Genomic DNA, 17,614 nt, shown 5'->3' on the forward strand with positions numbered 1-17,614 from the left:
TGTGAGCAGGCACGTTAATGACCCCAGGAAACTCACGAAATTTCACAGTTGAAAAATCACGACACTCGGGCGGTTTACTCCGGCCAAGTAGCAGTTTTGTAATATGCTTATTATATAATTTCACTATTGCTAATATAACAAGGGGCACTGTAATGCGCGGTACAGTCGATAACTGGCAAGTGGAGTTGATGGATACGCTGAGCAATGAATCCGATGTGGAACGCGCCTTCGATGCGATTGCCGCTTGCGGCAGGCTGCTGGGCTTTGAATACTGTGCATACGGGATCCGCGCGCCGTATCCGCTGTCCAATCCACCCACCGCGCTGTTCAGCAACTACCCTGCCGATTGGCAGAAATATTACCGATACGAAAACTATCTGAGCTGCGACCCCACGGTACAGCACGGGCGGATGTCGCGCGTGCCCATCGTCTGGAACGATACGTTGAGGTCGGCCTCACCGGCATTCTGGAGCGATGCCAAGGCGGCAGGTTTGTGCCACGGCTGGGCGCAGTCCTGTTCCGATGGCGCCGGTTGCGTGGACATGCTGACGCTGGCCCGTTCCCATGAACCCGTCACCGCCACTGAACTTGCGCGCAACGAAGCCAAGTTCCGATGGCTGGTGCAGACCGCGCACCTGTACCTGTCGCCGCTATTCACCTCCAAGTTGGCCTCGCCCAGCATGGACAAGCTCACCGTGCGCGAAGTGGAAGTGCTGCGCTGGACCGCAGATGGCAAGTCGGCGTCGGAAATCGCCGAGATTTTGTCGCTGGCGACTGACACGGTCAATTTTCACGTCAAGAACGTCGTCCGTAAACTGTGTACCGCCAACAAAACTGCGGCCGTGGCGAAAGCCGCCTTGCTGGGCATGCTGGGCTGAAAGCCCGGCGTTACGTTATTTCGCTACCAATGTTGGTAGTTATGCGATAGGTCAAATTCCGATGTAATGATGCCTCGCTAACAAGCAGGGGGCAGCATGAGAATTACTGTCGGAACCGCCAGTACGCTGGGACCAGAGCGCATGGCCAAGTTGACGCGCTATCGGCACCAGGTGTTCGTTGAGAAACTGGGCTGGGACCTGGACCTGCGCGATGGCCAGGAACTGGACCAGTTCGACCACGACGACACCGTCTACCTGGTGGCGTGGGACGAACAGGACCGGGTTGGCGGCTGCGCCCGTTTGCTGCCCACCACGCGCCCCTATCTGCTGCAGGAAGTTTTTCCCCAACTGCTTAATGGCGCACCGGCGCCGCGCTCCGACGAGGTGTGGGAGCTGTCCCGCTTTGCCGCCGTCGATCCGGAAGCCGTCAGCACGCCTGCGGCTGGCCAGCTGTCCTCGGCAGCCACGCTGCAACTGCTGGCCGCCGCCGTCGAAAGCGCCGCCGAACGTGGCGCGCGCCGCCTGATTACCGTCTCCCCACCTGGCGTGGAGCGCCTGCTGCGCCGCACGCCATTCCGTATCCGCGCCGCCGGTCCGCGCATGGACGTGGGCACCCACGCCCTGTTCGCGTGCTGGATAGACGCCGCCAACGATTACGACGAACGCGCCGTGCTGCCCAGGCGTCACCACATGCCGGAGCCGGCGCTGCTTGCGGCCTTGGCCTGATCCCCCGCGCGGCGTACCGCTGCGTATGAGTCCCGAACAATACAGAGGAGCACATCATGGTTGGAGCAAAACGTAACCGCTGGTCGCGGGTAGTGCATCACCAGACCGGCCAGGGCTTGATTATCCCGGTCGACCACGGCCTGACCTCCGGCCCGATCTCCGGCATGGAAAGCTCGGACAGCCTGGTGCGCTGCCTGTCGCATCCGGCCGTGAGCGCGGTGGTGGCGCACAAAGGCATGCTGGAACGCCTGGCGTTGTCGGGTTGCCTGCTGGGCAAGGGCATGATCCTGCAAATGAACGGCATGATGTCGCTCGCCACCCAGCCCAATCGCAAAGAGCTGCTGGCGACAGTGGACACCGCACTGCGCCTGGGCGCGGACGCGTTGAGCGTTGACCTGGTGTTCGACAGCGTCAACGACGCGCACAACCTGGCGCTGCTGGGTTCCGTGGTCGACCAGGCGGCGCCATACGGCCTGCCGGTGCTGGTGATGGCCAAGTATTTTCATGCAGGCGGCAATACCAGCAGCGAAGTCACCATCGCCGGCATGCGCCGGGTGATCCGCGCGGCGTGGGAACTGGGCGCGGACGCGGTCAAGATTCCCCGGCCTGACACCATCGCCGACATTCCGGTACTGCTCAAAGGCCTGAGCAGCGACATTGACGTGTTCTTTGCCGGCGGCGCGCGCAGCACGGATGAAGAAACGCTGGAGTTGCTAAGCGCAGGCCTGGCCGCCGGCGCCAAAGGCTTGTGCGTGGGCCGCAACGTCTTCCAGAATCCGCATCCGGAACACCTGCTGGGTGCCCTGAGCGCGCGTTACGCCCAACATGCGGTCGCGTGAGGAGATGGACGTGACTCAGCAAGCTCCTTTGCTCAACGCCCAGCAACGCTACTGGCTCAAGTTGAACCCCGGCCTGGGCGCCGGTAATTTCCTGCATGTGGCTGCGGGGCTGAATCCTGACAATGAGCAGCCGCTGCTCTGGTCGGACCAGCCTTACTACCTGATGGGCGAAGCGTGCCACGCGCCGTTGTCGCTGCGCGCACTGAAGCAGGCGACCGACACGCTGGCCGCCTGGTACGCCGCGCAGGGTATTACGGCCAAAGATCCGGTTGCCGTCTACGGCAGCAATGGCATTCACTATCTGCTGCACTACATGGCGCTGACCGCGCTGGGCGCGATCCCCGTGCTCACCAATGGCAATATGCAGACCGCCATCGCGCTGCAGCACTTCAAGCGCGTGGGCGCGGTGGCCGTGGTGGCGGACCACGCGCAGTTCGAGGCGCTGCAAGCACTGATGCAGGCGGACGACTTCCGCTTCATGGTGGACATGGCGCAGATCCGCGCGCAGGGGGAAGCAGCGCTGCCGGCTGGCTATCCGTATCGCCACGATCATCTCGATCCGGTCATGATTACGCACAGCTCCGGCACCACCGGCATCCCCAAGCCGGTGCTGCTCCAGCATGGCAAATGGTTCCACGGCATCCGCCACCTGCTTGGCCTGCCGCCGGCGCAGGGCGCGGAGCGTTATCTCTCCAGCCTTCCCGTGTCGCACAACGCAGCAATCGCGTACAGCATGCACGCCATCCTCTGCGGCGCCGCGCTCATGATCGTGTCGCGACCCGAAGGCGATGCCGTACTGGGATGTATTGAAGAATTTGCGCCATCCACGGTGGTGTCCTTCCCATCGACGTATGTCGGCATGGTGGCCAGTGGACTGGAAGGCCGCAAGCTGGACTCCGTCAACAACTGGATCAACAGTGGCGACGCCGCGCACGAAGCGCATATCCGCCAGCTGGTGAAGCACGGCTATCACTATCGCGGCCAGCAAAAATTGCCAGGTTCGCAGTTCATCGACGGTCTGGGCTCGTCCGAGATGGGACACTCCAGCTTCCGCGTGGTCTACACCGCTGGCGACCAGAACTTCGACCGCTGCGTAGGCCTGCCGCAGGAATGGGTGGAAGCCCGCGTGCTGGCCGATGATGGCAGCGAGATGCCAGTCGGCCAGGTCGGCAAGCTGGGGATCAAATCACCCAGCGTCACCAGTGGCTACTGGAACGACTCGCTGCTGACCCACCGCAGCCAGCTGGCCGGCTACTGGCTGACCGGGGACCTGGTCTACCAGGACAACATGGGCTGCTTCTATCACGTTGACCGTATCACTGATGCCATCCGCACCGCACAGGGCGTGCTGTATAGCCTGCAGACCGAGGAGCTGATTCTCAAAAATCAGCGCGATGTGCTGGATTGCACCGTGCTGGGCGTCGCTGCGGCCGATGGCATGCAGGATGCGGTGGCGTGGGTCTATCCCCAAGCCTGTGCGCAAGTCGACGCGGACCAGCTACTGGAGCGCATCAATGCCGACCAGCTGGCGAAACAGCGTCCGGCACTGGCGCGCGTGGTCATGGCGGGCGAGGGCGATATTCCGGTCGGCGTCACGGGCAAGGTCATGAAGAACGCGTTGCGGCAGCAACTGGCGCAGGCCGCGTAATCAACCATTCAATCAACCATTCAATCAACTACAGAGAAACGGACATCAACATGGCAGCAGAACACGCGTTTGTATGCGAAGGTAAATGGAACGGTACCCTGATGGAAGGCGAAGGCCGTCTGCACGCGGGCGCCGTCGAACAGCAAATCAGCGTTCCGGCGGAACTGGGTGGCAAGGGCCGTGGCACCAATCCAGAAGAACTGCTGGTCGCCGCCGCCAACTCCTGTTATCTCATGACGCTGGCCGCGATCCTGCAACTGGAAGGCGTGGCGTACGAAGAACTGCGCAACAGCAGCCGTGGCATCTTCGCCAGCACCCCGACTGGCCCTGTGCTGACCGCAATCGAGCACCAGCCGGTGGTGTATCTGACCGCCGCCGGCCGCGCACTGTTTGGCGGCGCCGTGCAGGGCTGCTTCCTGCAGGCGGAGCGTGGCTGCATGGTGTCCAAAGCCTTGGCCGACAACGTCACGGTCAGCGCCCAGGGCCGTGTCGACGTCATGCTGGCACAGGCTTGAGGTAAGCCATGGTCAAGCTACTGAACTGGTTGGCGCAGGCGGCATCGCCGCGGCGCACCGCCCCCGAGGCAGCGCCTGCAGCACCAGCCGCATTCAGCGGCACGACCACTGCGAGCGAAGTGGCTGGTCCACGCCATGCGTTCCCGTTTGAACAGCGCCTGGAGCGCCTGTTCTTCGATCGCAGCACGGCGTGGAGCGACCGCATCGCCGCGTTTGATGAACCAGTCGCTGGCACGCCACGCCAGCTGCGGTATGGCGAATTGCGCCAGCGCGCATTGGTGCTGGCCGCGCATTTGCGGCAGATGGGCGTGCAGCCAGGCCAGGTCGTGGGCGTGTATCTGGAGCGCTGCGCCGATCTGCAGGCTGCCATCATGGGGATATGGGCGCTGGGTGCGGTGTATCTGCCGCTGGACCGCACCTTCCCGCAAGCTTATCTGCAGGCGCTGTGCGACATCGCGCGGCCGGTCGCCATGCTGACCACCAGCGCGGGCGGCTTCGCTGCCGGCCAGCTTCCCCAACTGGCGCTGGATACGCTGGATTACAGCAGCGGCGCCATCGCAATCGAGGCACTGCCCGTCATGCCGGCCAGAGCGCCAGCGCTGATCATGTTCACCTCCGGCTCTACTGGCCAGCCCAAAGGCGTGCGCCACAGCCAGCTGCAACTGATTAACCGGCTGTACTGGATGTGGCAGGAATACCCGTTCCGCTCCGGCGATGTGATCGGCCAGCGTTCGCCGATCAACGTGATGCCGTCGATGTGGGAACTGTTGGGCGGATTGCTGGCCGGCGTGCCGACCGCCATCGCGCCGGAAAGCACGGTCCGAGAACCGGGCGCGTTGTTTGGCTGGTTCGGTGCTCGTGAGGTCAGCCACCTGACATTGAACCCGCAACTGATCCAGCTGCTGCTGGACCTGCGCCAGAACGGCGCCCCGCATCCGCAACGCCTGCGGCGCGTGATTAATGGCGGTCCGTTGAGCGCCGCGGTACAGCAGCGCTTTCTGCTGGCGTTCCCGCAGACGGAAATCCTGCACGATTTCGGCTGCACCGAGACCAACACCTATTTGCACGATGCGGTAGACTATCCCGGTGCGGCCGTCGTGACCGTGCAGGGCGGCTATCGCCCCATCGCCAATACCACGGTGCGGCTGCTGGACGCGCATATGCAGCCCGTCGCGCGCGGCGCCGAAGGCGAAGTCTATCTGTCCGGCCCTTGCCTGGCCATGGATTACCTGGGCCAGCCAGCGCTCACCGCAGAACGCTTTTTGCCGGGAACCGTCGCCGGCTTGCCCGCCGCAGAACGCCTGTTCCGTACGGGCGAGATGGCGCGCATGGCGACCGATGGCACGTTGCGCATGACAGGCCGTTACGATCACCAGGTCAAGATCAACGGCCTGCGCGTGGAACTGGAACACGTGGAACTGGTGCTCAGCGAACATCCTGCCATTGCGGAAGTGGCGGTGGTGGCGCAGCAGCTGTCGGAACTGCACGTACGCCTGCTGGCGTTCTGGGTCGCACGCCCCGGCATGGACGCTGACGTCCAGCCGCTGCGCGCCTTTGTCGCATCGCGCCTGCCGGCACATATGGTCCCGGGCAGTTACACCCAATTGTCCGCGTTGCCACGCCGCCCGAATGGCAAGATCGACCGCGTCGCCATGCAGCAGGCGCAAGGCGACGTGCCGGTCATGCCGAAATCTGCGGCCAGTGTGCCGCAGGCCACTGAGCCTGTGCTGATCACGGTGGCCGCTGAACTGCTCGGCGTCGCCCCTGAAGACATCGACCCGCAACGCGAGTTCGATAGTCTGGGCCTGGATTCGGCCATGCTGATGAGTTTTGCTACCAGCGCTTCGCTGATGACGGGACTCGACGTGCAGGTAGCGCGCTGTTTCGACTATCCCAGCATTGCCTTGCTGGCCCGCCATCTGGATCAAACGGGCGCTCCTGCGCCTGCCGCTTCCGAGAGCGCTGCCAGCACCACCGTCAACGCGCAGGATGGCATTGCGATTATCGGCATCAGTCTGCGCGTGCCTGGCGCGCACGACTACCGCAGTTTCTGGAACAATCTGAAGCAGGGTATTGAAAGCGTCGGTCCCGTGCCCGCCGAGCGCTGGGACGGTGAAGCGTATTACGACGCCGATATGTCCGTTCCGGGACGTTCCAACAGCAAGTGGGGCGGCTTCCTGTCTGACATCGACCAGTTCGAGCCACTGTTTTTCAACCTGGCGCCAAAAGAGGCGGCGCTGATGGACCCTCAGCAGCGTCTGTGCCTGATGGAGTCCTGGCGTGCGCTGGAAGATGCCGGCTATGCGCCCGACAGCCTGCACCAGCAGCAGGTGGGCGTCTTCGTCGGCGCGCGTGAGCCAGACTACGCAGGCCTCGGCACCCGTCAGGGACAGCTATCGAGCGCAGCGACGCTGCTGGGTAGCGATATGTCGCTGATCGCCGCGCGCATTTCCTACTTCCTCAACCTGAATGGTCCCAGCCTGGTGGTCGATACCGCCTGTTCCTCGTCGATGACAGCCTTGCACCTGGCCTGCCAAAGCCTGCGCAGCGGCGAGTCGGACATTGTGCTGGCCGGCGGCGTTTGCCTGACGCTGGACCCGGAGTTCTACGTCGCCAGCAGCAAACTGGGTATCTTCTCGCCGACCGGCCATTGCCGCGCGTTTGATGCGGCAGCCGATGGCTTCGTGCATGGCGAAGGCGTTGCCTTCACCGTCCTCAAACCACTGCAGGCGGCGCTGCGCGACGGCGACCATGTCTACGCCGTCATCCGTGGCACGGCCTTGAACCAGGACGGCCGTTCCAACGGCATCACCGCACCTAACGGCCTCGCACAAACCAGCCTGCAAACAGGCTTGTACCGCAAGCTGGGCATCGACGCCGCCAGCATCGGCTATGTCGAAGCACACGGCACCGGCACGGCGCTGGGCGACGTGGTTGAGCTGCAGGCGTTGACGCGCAGCTTCCAGACGGATACTACGCAGACTGGTTTCTGCGCCATCGGTTCGGTCAAACCCAACATCGGCCATCTGACCACCGCTGCCGGCATGGCGGGGTTGGTCAAGACCGCACTGTGCCTGCATCACGCGACGCTGGTCCCGTCGATCAACTACCAGACGCCCAATCCAAAAATCGACTTCGATCGCACGCCGTTCTACGTCAACACCGAGGTGCGGCCGTGGGCAGCCGGCACGGATGGCGTACGCCGCGCGGTGATTAATTCGTTCGGCATCGGCGGCACCAACGGCCACTGCGTGCTGGAACAGGCGCCGGCCATGGCTGCGCTCACCGAAACATCGCGCTGCCATCTGGTGCCGGTCACCGCGCGCACGGAGGCGGCCCTCAGCGACAAGCTGCGCGATTTGCAGCAGTGGCTGCGAAACGACGGCTGCGAGGCTTCGGCAAGCGCAGTCGCCTACACCCTGAGCTGCGGCCGTAGCCGTTTCGACCACGGCGTGCTGCTGGCGTTCTACGACCTGTCCGAGTTGAAGGCTTTGCTGGAAGACGCCAATGCGAACGGCCGCTGGACGCTAAAGCGCCAACCGCCCGCATCCACCACGCTGCGCGAGCAGGGAGACGCGCTATGGCATCAGCTGTCGGCGGGCGCCCGGCGCAGCGACCTGGATGCGCTTGCGGCGCTGATCGTGCAAGGCTATTGGCCGAACTGGGCATCCTGGTTCACGCCGCAGCAACGCCGCCGCATCGCGCTACCTATTTATCCGTTCCAGACAGAGCGCTGCTGGCTTGCTGCGGCAGTGGCGCCACGCCTGGCTGTGGCGATGCCCGTCGCCGCAATCGTCCAGCCGGCAGCCGTTCAGGCGATACAGCCTATGCCTGATATCGCACTGCCGTTGGCCGCAGTTCGCGCCATTCTCGGTGCGGAATTGGGGATGGCGGCGGACGCCATCGATCCCGACGCTTCGCTGTCCGACTACGGCATGGAATCCGTCAAAGCCATCAACCTGCGTTTCCAGATCGAAGCCCAGCTTGGCGTTGACCTGGAGGTGCAGGACATCGTCGGTGCAGACAGCGCAGCGAGCCTCGCGCGACTGGTACAGCAGGCCGGCGCCATCACCGCCGTGGAAGACGAAGCGCCGCTGGACGACGTCTCCGAAGAGCAGCTTATCGCTCTGTTCAACCAACTCTCGACCAACCCGGATCGGTCCTACTCTCATGCAAATTGACGATTTCAAGAACCTGACGCTGGCCGACAAGAAGCGCGTACTGGCGCAGATGCAGGCGCAAGCGGCAGAACAGCGTCACCCAACGCTGTTGCGCGACGACCGTGCGGCAGATCAGCCATTCCCGCTGACCGACCTGCAAGGCGCTTATCTGGCAGCCAAATCCAATCCGGTACGCCTGGACCGGGCAGGTTGTCACGTCTATCTGGAATTTGACGTTGCCGGCCTTGACCCGGCGCGCCTGGAACAGGCCTGGCATGCCGTGGCGGCTGTCCATCCGATGATCCGCGCCGAAGTGATGACCAACGGGAGCCAGCGGATACACCGCAGCCGCGCCTTGCCGGCATTTGTCTGCGAAGACCATACCAGCGAAGCTGCGGCGGAGCAGGGCGCGCAACGCGTGCGTCAGCAGCTGTCGCACAAGCTGTATCGTGCCGGCGACTGGCCGCTGTACGAAATCCGCATCACGCGCGGCCCGCAAGCCAATAGCCGCGTGCATGTCAGCATGGACTCCTGGATTGTGGACGCCAAAAGTGCAGACCTGATCTACCGCGAGTGGCGCGCTGCCTACGACCAGCCCGGATTCCGGCCGGAAGCGCCCGCACTCGAATTCCGCGACTTCGTGCACAGCATGGAAGCATTCAAAACCAGCGCAGGCTACGTACGCTGCCTGAATTACTGGCAGGAGCGCCTGCGCGATTGCCCTGACGGCCCGGCATTGCCTTACACCGCCACCATGCGGCAAGGTCCGGCGCAGGAAAATAACCGTCAACGCCTGTCGTGGCGTTTGCCCGCGTCCGCGTACGCAGCATTGCAATCCGCACTGGCGGACCGCAAGCTGTCCTCCACCGCTGGCGTGCTGACGTTGTTTTGCGAAGCCCTGCGCGGCTGGAGCGAACAGGCGCGCTTTGGCCTGATACTGACGATGCAGAACCGGCCGCCTATCCATGCCGATCTGGCGCGTGTCGTCGGCCCATTTACGTCCACCGCACTATTTGATGCAGATGTCGCCCCTGGCCAAAGCGTAGCCGAACGCGCCCAGTCATACAGCCAGCAGCTGCTGGCCGCGATGAATCACGGCTATGTCAGCGCCATGGCCGCCTTGCGCAGCCTGGGGCCAGGCCGTCCCGCACGCAGCTTCCCCATCGTCTTTACCAGTTTGCTGGGCGCGGCGCAGCCATCGCAAGAACCCAGCTGGAGCCAGTGCTTCGGTTATGGCGTGGCGCAGACCCCGGATACCGCCTTGCATTGCCAGTTACGCGACATCGACGGCGAACTCGAAGTCACCTTCGACTGCGTGCCGTCCTGGTTTGCAGACGGCTTCCTGGAACAGTTCCGCAACGGCTTTGATGCCTTGCTGCTCCGTGCTGGTAGCGATCCGGCATGCTGGGAATCCGCCAGCGCCACACTGATCGCCGCACCGCAATTGCCGTCGCTAGCAGTATCGGCGGCCGCACAACGCAGCGTACCGATGACCACCCTGCAGCGAGGCTACCTGGCCGAGCGCATGCGCCAGCCCGGCAGCGCAGCCGGCTACATCACGCGCAGCTTCGCCTTCGAACATCTGGACGTGGACACCATGCAGGCTGCCCTGGCCGGACTGCTGAAGGACCACCCGATGCTGTCGGCGGTTGCCGGACAACGGGGCAGTTTCGAATGCGCTGATGCCGTTGCGAGCTATCGCATTCCCGTCACCCCGCTGGGCAACGATGCGCCAGATCTGGCCGCACAACACGCACAACTCCTGCGTGAATGCGGCGCCGAACGCCAGTGGCCCGCGTTACGCCTGCACATGATGACGCGTGCGGACGGCAGCGGCTACCTGTCCACGGTTTTGGACATGATGGCGTTCGACGGCCATTCCTCGTGGCTGTTCTACGACGAATTGTTCCGGCGTTATTCGGGACAGGGCGGTCGTCCGGAATCGCCGCTGTGGAAACCATGGCTGGTGGCACGCGGCAGCCATACCGATCTGCCGGTGCAGTCGCAATACTGGCGCCAGCGCTTCAGCGCACTGGCGGCTGGTCCGGTGCTGCCGGCGGCGGATGGCAGCGGGACCGAACGCTGGTCGCACACGATTCAGAACAGCGCGGCGCTGGAACAGCTGGCGGACCGCCACCGCGTCGGTGTGGAAGCGCTGCTGCTGGCGGCCATGGCCTCGGTGCTGTCATTTGATCGCGCTCCGATGGCGATTGGCGTGGTGGATTATGGCCTGCGCTATCCGGAATCGACTTACGGTTTTGGCGACGCCACCCGTTTCGCCTGGGCCGAAACCGCGCAACCGCTACACCAGAACGTACTGGAACTCGCGCGGCAGCTGGAAGCACAATTGCAGCACGACCGATTCCATGCATTGGCCGATCCATTTGCGGGCTTGCGCAGCGTGCTGGCCGAAGGCGGCGAACTGCGTCAACGCAGCGTCGTGCTGACCAACTGCCTGGATGCCCCTCAGCCGCATTGGCCTGGCATTACCGTGCTGGATGCCGCATCCGATACGCCCGGCGTGGATCTGGACAATCTGGTCCATCGTTCCCCACAAGGTATCGTGCTGTGCTGGACAGTGCGCCGCAGCTGCGATCTGACGCGCCTGTCCGCCAGCTTCGCCGCTTATTGCGCCGCACTGGATCAACTGACGATAAACGCTGATGCATTGCTAGCACCGGTCGCCATGCCGCTCGACAAAGCGGCACAGGGCCGTATCGCACAACTGGCGCAATGGAATGCGACGGACCGCGACTATGACCGCGAGGTTTGCGTCCACACCCTGATCGAACGCCAGGCCCAGGCCACGCCATATGCCGTCGCACTGGTCGGCGACGACCAGGTGCTGACCTATCAAGAACTGGATCGCCGCGCCAACCGTCTGGCGAACTACCTTCAGCAGCAAGGCGTACGCAATGGTGATCTTGTCGCCGTGATGCAATCGCGCTCGCATGAGCTGATCGCAACCCTGCTGGCGATTCTCAAATGCGGCGCCGCCTTTATTCCGCTGAATGTGGAAGATCCGCAGCAGCGTCTGGAACGCGTGCTGGATCAGGCGCAGGCCCGCTTTGTCGTCTCAACGCGAGCCCATTACGGCCGCTTCACCGATAACCACCGCCGCGTCCTGCTGATCGATGCCGACAGCGCCACCATCGAACAACTGTCGGCCAGCTTTACTCCAGCCCAACCGGTGCAGGCGGAAGACCGCGCCTACATCATCTTCACCAGCGGCAGCACAGGCACGCCAAAAGGCGTAGTGGTACGCCATCGTCCAGTGATTAACCTGATTGAATGGGCTGCGCGCGAATTCGGCTTCAATCCATCTGACCGTGTCTTGTTTGTCAATCCGCTCAGTTTTGACCTGGCGATCTTCGACCTGTTCGGCATGCTGGCTTACGGCGCCAGCATCCGCATCGTCAGCGATGTGGACCGCACCAACGCGCTGGCCGTCGCCCAATATCTGCGCGATGAGCCGATCACGTTCTGGAATTCGGCGCCGGCCTATCTGCAAATGGTGCTGCCGTTCCTGAAAACGAACGCCAATGGCAGCGCGGTCCTGCCACGCCTGCGCATCGTCTTCCTCAGCGGTGACTGGATTCCGCTGGCGATGCCCGATGCAACGCGCGCACTCGCGCCGCAAGCCCAGATCATCAGCCTTGGCGGCGCCACCGAGGCGACCGTCTGGTCGAATTTCTATCCCGTCGGCGCGCTGGACCCGGCCTGGCGCAGCATCCCTTACGGCCGTCCGATCCAGAATTCCCGCTATTACGTGCTGGATGAACAACTGGCGCCGCTGCCGGTGGGCGAGGCAGGTGACTTGTACATCGGCGGCGAATGCCTCAGTGATGGCTACATCAACGAGCAGCAGCTGACTGCGCGCGCCTTCATTCCCGATCCGCTGCATGAAAGATCCGGCATGCTGATGTATCGCACCGGCGACCGTGCGCGCTTCTTCGCTGATGGGAATATCGAATTCCTGGGGCGTATCGATCAACAGGTCAAGCTGCGTGGCTACCGCGTTGAACTGGGCGAAGTGGAAGCCGCGCTGGAAGGCTGCGGCCTGGTACGTGCAGTAGCGGTGGTCCGCAACGATGCGGGCGGTCAGCGCCTGGTCGGTTTTGCCTCCGCCAGCGACAAAGTGGCGGCCGGCGAATTGCGTGATGAAGGCATGTGGCAGCAGCTGAAAGCGCGCCTGCCTGCTTACATGGTGCCGTCGCAGATCATCGTACTTCCAGCGCTGCCGATTACGCCAAACGGCAAGGTAGACCGCAAACGCCTGGGCCAGGACACGCTCGACAGCCTGACCGCCGGTGCCGTCAACGCGGGGGAAGAGGTATCGGCTGCAACCGCAGTAGCGGCTGCGCCACAAGACCCGCGCCAGCTGGAAGAAAAGCTGGCACAGTGGCTGTGCGCCGGTGTGGTCGAAGTATTCGGCGCAGAACTGGGCAGCGTCGCGCTGGACGACAATCTGGGCTACCTCGGCTTCAATTCGCTCCACTACACACTGCTGGCCGCAAAACTGGCCAACGAGCTGCAGGTCGCGCTGAATCCCGCGCTGTTCTTCCGCTACACCAGCGTAGCCGAGATTCTGGAATATCTGCTGCGCGAGCATGCAGGGCAGCTGACGCAAGCCTTGATGCCGGCCGTCGTGGAAGTCATCACGCCAGCCCCGGTCAGCGTCGCACAGGAACCCAAAGCCGCAGAACGCGCTGCCGTCGGCGCCATTGCCATCATCGGCATGGCCGGCGTGATGCCGCAGGCCGCAGACCTGCAAGCTTTCTGGACCAATCTGCAGGAAGCGCGTGATTGCAGCACCGTGATCCCGGCAGACCGCTGGGATTGGCGCGCGGTAGACGGCGATCCTCACGGGCCAGGAAACTACACCAATGTCCACCGCGCCGCCTTCATGGACGATGTGGCCTCGTTCGACGCCAGCTTCTTCTCCATCGCCCCGCGTGAAGCGGAATTGATGGACCCGCGCCAGCGCATGCTGCTGGAAGCGGTATGGGCTTGCCTGGAAAATGGCGGCCAACGCCCGGGCGCACTGCGCGGCAGCCAGACCGGCCTGTTTATCGGCGCCACCGGCGACGAATACGCTACGCTGTCCTTGCAGCCGGGCCGCGAGATCGACCGCTTCACGCTCTCCGGCGTGTCGCGTACTATCCTGTCCAACCGCATCAGCTACCTGTTTGACTGGCACGGTCCGAGCGAGGTGGTTGACACCGCGTGCTCCAGTTCACTGGTCGCCGTACACAACGCGGTGCGCGCGCTGCAGAACGGCGACTGCTCGCTGGCGATTGCAGGTGGCGTCAACATCATGATCGACCCTGTGCCGCATGTCTGCCTGAACAAAATCGGCATGCTGGCAGCTGACGGCCGCTGCAAAACTTTCGACGCCCGTGCGGATGGTTATGCCCGTGGCGAGGGTATCGGTCTGGTCCTGCTCAAGCCACTGGAGGACGCCATCCGCGACGGCGACCCAATACACGCGGTGCTGCGCGGTACGGCCGTCAACCATGGCGGCCGCGCCAGCGCATTGAGCGCGCCAAATCCGGCGGCGCAGGTACAGGTCATCAGCAACGCGATCCGCGCGGCGGGCATGGACTGCGGCCAGCTCGGTTACATGGAAGCCCACGGTACCGGCACAGCACTGGGCGATCCTATCGAGGTGGAGGCGCTCAAAGAGACCTTTGCAACGCTGCGTCAGCAGGCCGGCCTGGCGCCGGTGTCGGCGGGTAGTGTGGCGCTGTCTTCGGTCAAGCCCAATGTCGGCCACCTGGAAGCGGCGGCCGGGATAGCGGGCATGCTCAAAGCCGTCATGTGCGTCAAGCATGGCGTGCTGCCTGCGACGTTGCACCTGGAACAGCTCAATCCCAATATCGAGCTGGAAGGCAGCCCGTTCTACATCGTACGCCAGACGGCAGACTGGAAACGGGCGATGGACGCCAGCGGCACGCCAGTACGCCGCGCGGCCGGCATCAGCTCCTTTGGTTTCGGCGGCGTCAATGCCCACGTCATCATCGAGGAATACCAGCCAGCCGCACCGGCCATCGCCGAGGACAACACGCTGTGGCCAGTGCCCTTGTCCGCGCAAACCGAGGCCCAGCTGCGCGACATGGCGCTGGATCTGGCGGCGTATATCGATCGCGTGACTCCAGGCTCGCTGCGTCTGTGCGATGTCGCCTACACCTTGCAGACGGCACGCGACAGCATGCAGGAGCGCCTGCTGCTGGCTGTCTCGTCGCTCGACCAGCTGTCTGCATTGCTGCGCACCTTTGTGAACGGCGCGCCATTGCCCGCCAATGTATGGAGCGGCATGGCCAAAACCGCACCGATGCGGCCAGCCAAAGCAGGCAGCGCGCGCACCGCGCCACCACGTGCATTTATCGCCAATGACGACATCGAAATAAAGGCGCTGCTCGACGAAGCGGGTCAGCTCTGGAACCAGCATGGCGCAGCTGCCTGGCCCTGGGCCGGCACGGCACCGCAGGATGCGCGCCGCATCGCCTTGCCGGGTTATCGATTCGCTCGTACCCGCTACTGGCTGCCAGCCATGAGCGGCAGTGCCGCTCCGGTAGCGCAAGCAGCGATCGTACCGTCCATGACGGCCGACGGCGTGATCGCGCTGGCGGCTGATGCTGCAGTATTGCGCCAGCACGACATCGGTGCCCAGGGGGTGCTGCCTGCGGCGGCTTATCTGGCGATACTGCGTCAAACTGCACTGGCCACCGCAAATACCACCGACTGGATAGGCTTCGGTGACATCGTCTGGATGCAGCCCTACACCTCGACTGGCGGCGGCACGCTGAAACTGGAATGGAATACCACCGCCCAGAGCCGCATCCGCTGCATTCTGGTCAGCGAGCAGCCGGGCCAGCGCATCGAACACTGTAATGCCGAACTGCTGGCGCCAGCGTCGCGCCCCGCAGAAGCCGCACCGCTACACAGCGGAGAGGGTATGCAGCAACTGCCACAGGATGCCTGCTACCGCTTGTTTGAGCAGGGAGGCATGCGTCTCGGTCCGCTGTATCGCACTGTGCGTCATCTGGCCTGGAACGACAGCAGTGCCGTGGCCCAACTAGGCTGCGTGGCGGGCGCGGATGCCGACGCGCGCTGGATGCTGACGCTGGACGGCGCGCTGCAAGCGATGGCGCTGCACCAGCAACTGCTGCGTCCTGGCAGTCCACCTAGCGTGCCGTTCCACATCCGCCGGCTGTATCTGGCGGCAGACTGCCCGCAACAATCCGTGGTGCACTTTCAGATTTCCGCCACCAGCAGCCGGCTGCCTAAATATGAGGCGCAGCTGCTGGACACGGAGGGCAGGGCGATTGGACGCATCGAAGCTTGCGCGGGCAAGGCTATCAATATCGCTGCTGTGCAGCCGATCCAGCCCGCTCACCACTACGTGCCGCACTGGCAGGTTGTTCCTGCTGGCACGGCGGCGGCATCACAGGTCCTGCTGCTGTCCGATAGCCCGCTGCATCCGGCTGCGCTGCCTGCCGGCTGGTCGTCGGCGCAGCGTCAAAACGGCATCCAGTCAAGCGACGAAAGCGCATGGAGCGCGCTGCTGACCACCGCCGGCACTCCGCCCGCAGTCATTCTGCTCGACTACCGCAACTGGAGCAGCAACGGCGATGGTGCCGGCAGCATCGGGCAATCGGCAAATGGAGAACCACTTTATCAGGCGTTCGATGAAGCATTCGCGCTGGCCCGCGCCGCGATGCGCAGCCGCCTGCGCCAGCCATTGACGGTCATCGCCATCACCGGTCCGCAATCCGGTCCGCATTCGGCGGCGGTGCAGGCGCTGGGTTCCTTCGGCCGCGCAGTAAGCAGCGAATCGCCAAAAATCCGCTTCTGCGCCGTCGAGCTGCATGGAACCACAAACGATATGGCCGATATGGCGGCGATGGCAGCCATGGTGGCTCAGATTCAGGCACGTGCCGCAGGCGCCAATCGCCCGGTCAACTACCGATACGACGCCCGCAACAGTCAGTTGTCCGCCGCCAGCCTGCAGCCGATGGCAGTCCCCGCCGCTGGCCGGGCCGCGCTGCCGGAAGGTAGCGTGGTGCTGGTCAGCGGCGGTGCAGGTGGTATCGGCCGGCTGGTCGCCAGCTTCCTGCTGGCACGCGGCTGCCGTGTCGCGCTGCTGGGCCGTACAGCGGAAAACGAGGCACGCCAGCAAATGCGCGCAGGCGGACTGCCAGATCATGCGAACTGCCGCTATTTGCAAGCCGATGTGGCCGACGCCACCCAGGTAGCGCAAGCCGTGGCGCAGGTTCGGGCCGAGTGGGGACCAATCCGCGCGGTGTTCCATGCAGCTGGCTCCCGCGCCGATGGTTTGCTGTTGCGTAAAGACGCAGCGGGCAAGCGTGCAGCACTGGAAGCCAAAGTGAGCGGCGCACTGGTACTGGATCACGCCACCCGCAATGAGCCGCTGGACTACTTCGTCTGCTTCTCGTCGCTGGCTGCCTACATGGGACCTGTCGGCCAGACCGACTACGCCTATGCCAACGCCTTCCTCAACAGTTTCAGTCAGGCGCGCAACCAGCAGATGCGGGAAGGGCGCCGCAGTGGCCTGAGCTACGCGGTCGGCTGGCCATTATGGCGCGACGGCGGCATGCGTATGGATGACAAGGAACGCGAGTACATCCGCCAGCTGCACGGCATGGAAGAACTGGCGACGGATGCAGCGATGCAGTGCCTGTTCGGCATCCTGGGCGGCACGCACGACAACATCGCGCTGGCCGTCGGCGACAAAGACAAGATCGATCGCGCCCTTCTGGGCAACCCGGCGGACGCCTGAGGCGACGCTTTCATAGAACACCCTGCAGCAGCAGGCATTTTTGAT

7 protein-coding genes are annotated in these 17,614 nt (G+C 63.8%); all 7 read left to right on the plus strand.

Annotated features, from left to right (window positions below; translation table 11 throughout):
- The first annotated feature begins 152 nt into the window (after window positions 1-152).
- The 7 genes from GTP58_RS07980 to GTP58_RS08010 all read left to right on the plus strand — a co-directional run bounded on the left by GTP58_RS07980 (window position 153) and on the right by GTP58_RS08010 (window position 17,569).
- On the plus strand, window positions 153-878 hold the full coding sequence (locus GTP58_RS07980; protein ID WP_202413517.1) for an autoinducer binding domain-containing protein: 726 nt from the start codon (window positions 153-155) through the stop codon (window positions 876-878).
- Between the two features lie 96 nt (window positions 879-974).
- On the plus strand, window positions 975-1,604 hold the full coding sequence (locus tag GTP58_RS07985; RefSeq protein ID WP_161076947.1) for an acyl-homoserine-lactone synthase: 630 nt from the start codon (window positions 975-977) through the stop codon (window positions 1,602-1,604).
- Between the two features lie 56 nt (window positions 1,605-1,660).
- On the plus strand, window positions 1,661-2,443 hold the full coding sequence (locus GTP58_RS07990; protein ID WP_161076948.1) for a class I fructose-bisphosphate aldolase: 783 nt from the start codon (window positions 1,661-1,663) through the stop codon (window positions 2,441-2,443).
- Window positions 2,444-2,453: 10 nt separating this feature from the next.
- A complete protein-coding gene (locus GTP58_RS07995) occupies window positions 2,454-4,091 on the plus strand; it encodes a class I adenylate-forming enzyme family protein (RefSeq protein ID WP_161076949.1) in 1,638 nt (545 codons plus the stop codon).
- A 50-nt stretch (window positions 4,092-4,141) separates the two neighbouring features.
- The gene (locus tag GTP58_RS08000) at window positions 4,142-4,606 is read left to right on the plus strand and encodes an OsmC family protein (protein ID WP_161076950.1); all 465 of its coding nucleotides are present in this window, start codon (window positions 4,142-4,144) and stop codon (window positions 4,604-4,606) included.
- 8 nt (window positions 4,607-4,614) lie between these two features.
- Entirely contained in the window at window positions 4,615-8,787 is a 4,173-nt protein-coding gene (locus GTP58_RS08005; RefSeq protein ID WP_161076951.1) for a beta-ketoacyl synthase N-terminal-like domain-containing protein, read from the plus strand.
- Window positions 8,777-17,569 carry a non-ribosomal peptide synthetase gene (locus GTP58_RS08010; RefSeq protein WP_161076952.1) on the plus strand — a complete coding sequence of 2,931 codons (8,793 nt, stop codon included), beginning with the start codon at window positions 8,777-8,779 and terminating at the stop codon, window positions 17,567-17,569. The genes GTP58_RS08005 and GTP58_RS08010 overlap by 11 nt, the downstream gene beginning before the upstream one ends.
- Window positions 17,570-17,614 lie beyond the last annotated feature (45 nt).

The sequence above is a fragment of the Duganella sp. CY15W genome (assembly GCF_009857555.1).
Lineage (GTDB): Bacteria > Pseudomonadota > Gammaproteobacteria > Burkholderiales > Burkholderiaceae_D > Rugamonas > Rugamonas sacchari.

What these genes read in the sequence shown, in the direction of transcription:
- GTP58_RS07980 (WP_202413517.1), top strand. Translation starts at nt 153, where the DNA reads ATGCGCGGTACAGTCGATAACTGGCAAGTGGAGTTGATGGATACGCTG.
- GTP58_RS07985 (WP_161076947.1), top strand. Translation starts at nt 975, where the DNA reads ATGAGAATTACTGTCGGAACCGCCAGTACGCTGGGACCAGAGCGCATG.
- GTP58_RS07990 (WP_161076948.1), top strand. Translation starts at nt 1,661, where the DNA reads ATGGTTGGAGCAAAACGTAACCGCTGGTCGCGGGTAGTGCATCACCAG.
- GTP58_RS08000 (WP_161076950.1), top strand. Translation starts at nt 4,142, where the DNA reads ATGGCAGCAGAACACGCGTTTGTATGCGAAGGTAAATGGAACGGTACC.
- GTP58_RS08005 (WP_161076951.1), top strand. Translation starts at nt 4,615, where the DNA reads ATGGTCAAGCTACTGAACTGGTTGGCGCAGGCGGCATCGCCGCGGCGC.
- GTP58_RS08010 (WP_161076952.1), top strand. Translation starts at nt 8,777, where the DNA reads ATGCAAATTGACGATTTCAAGAACCTGACGCTGGCCGACAAGAAGCGC.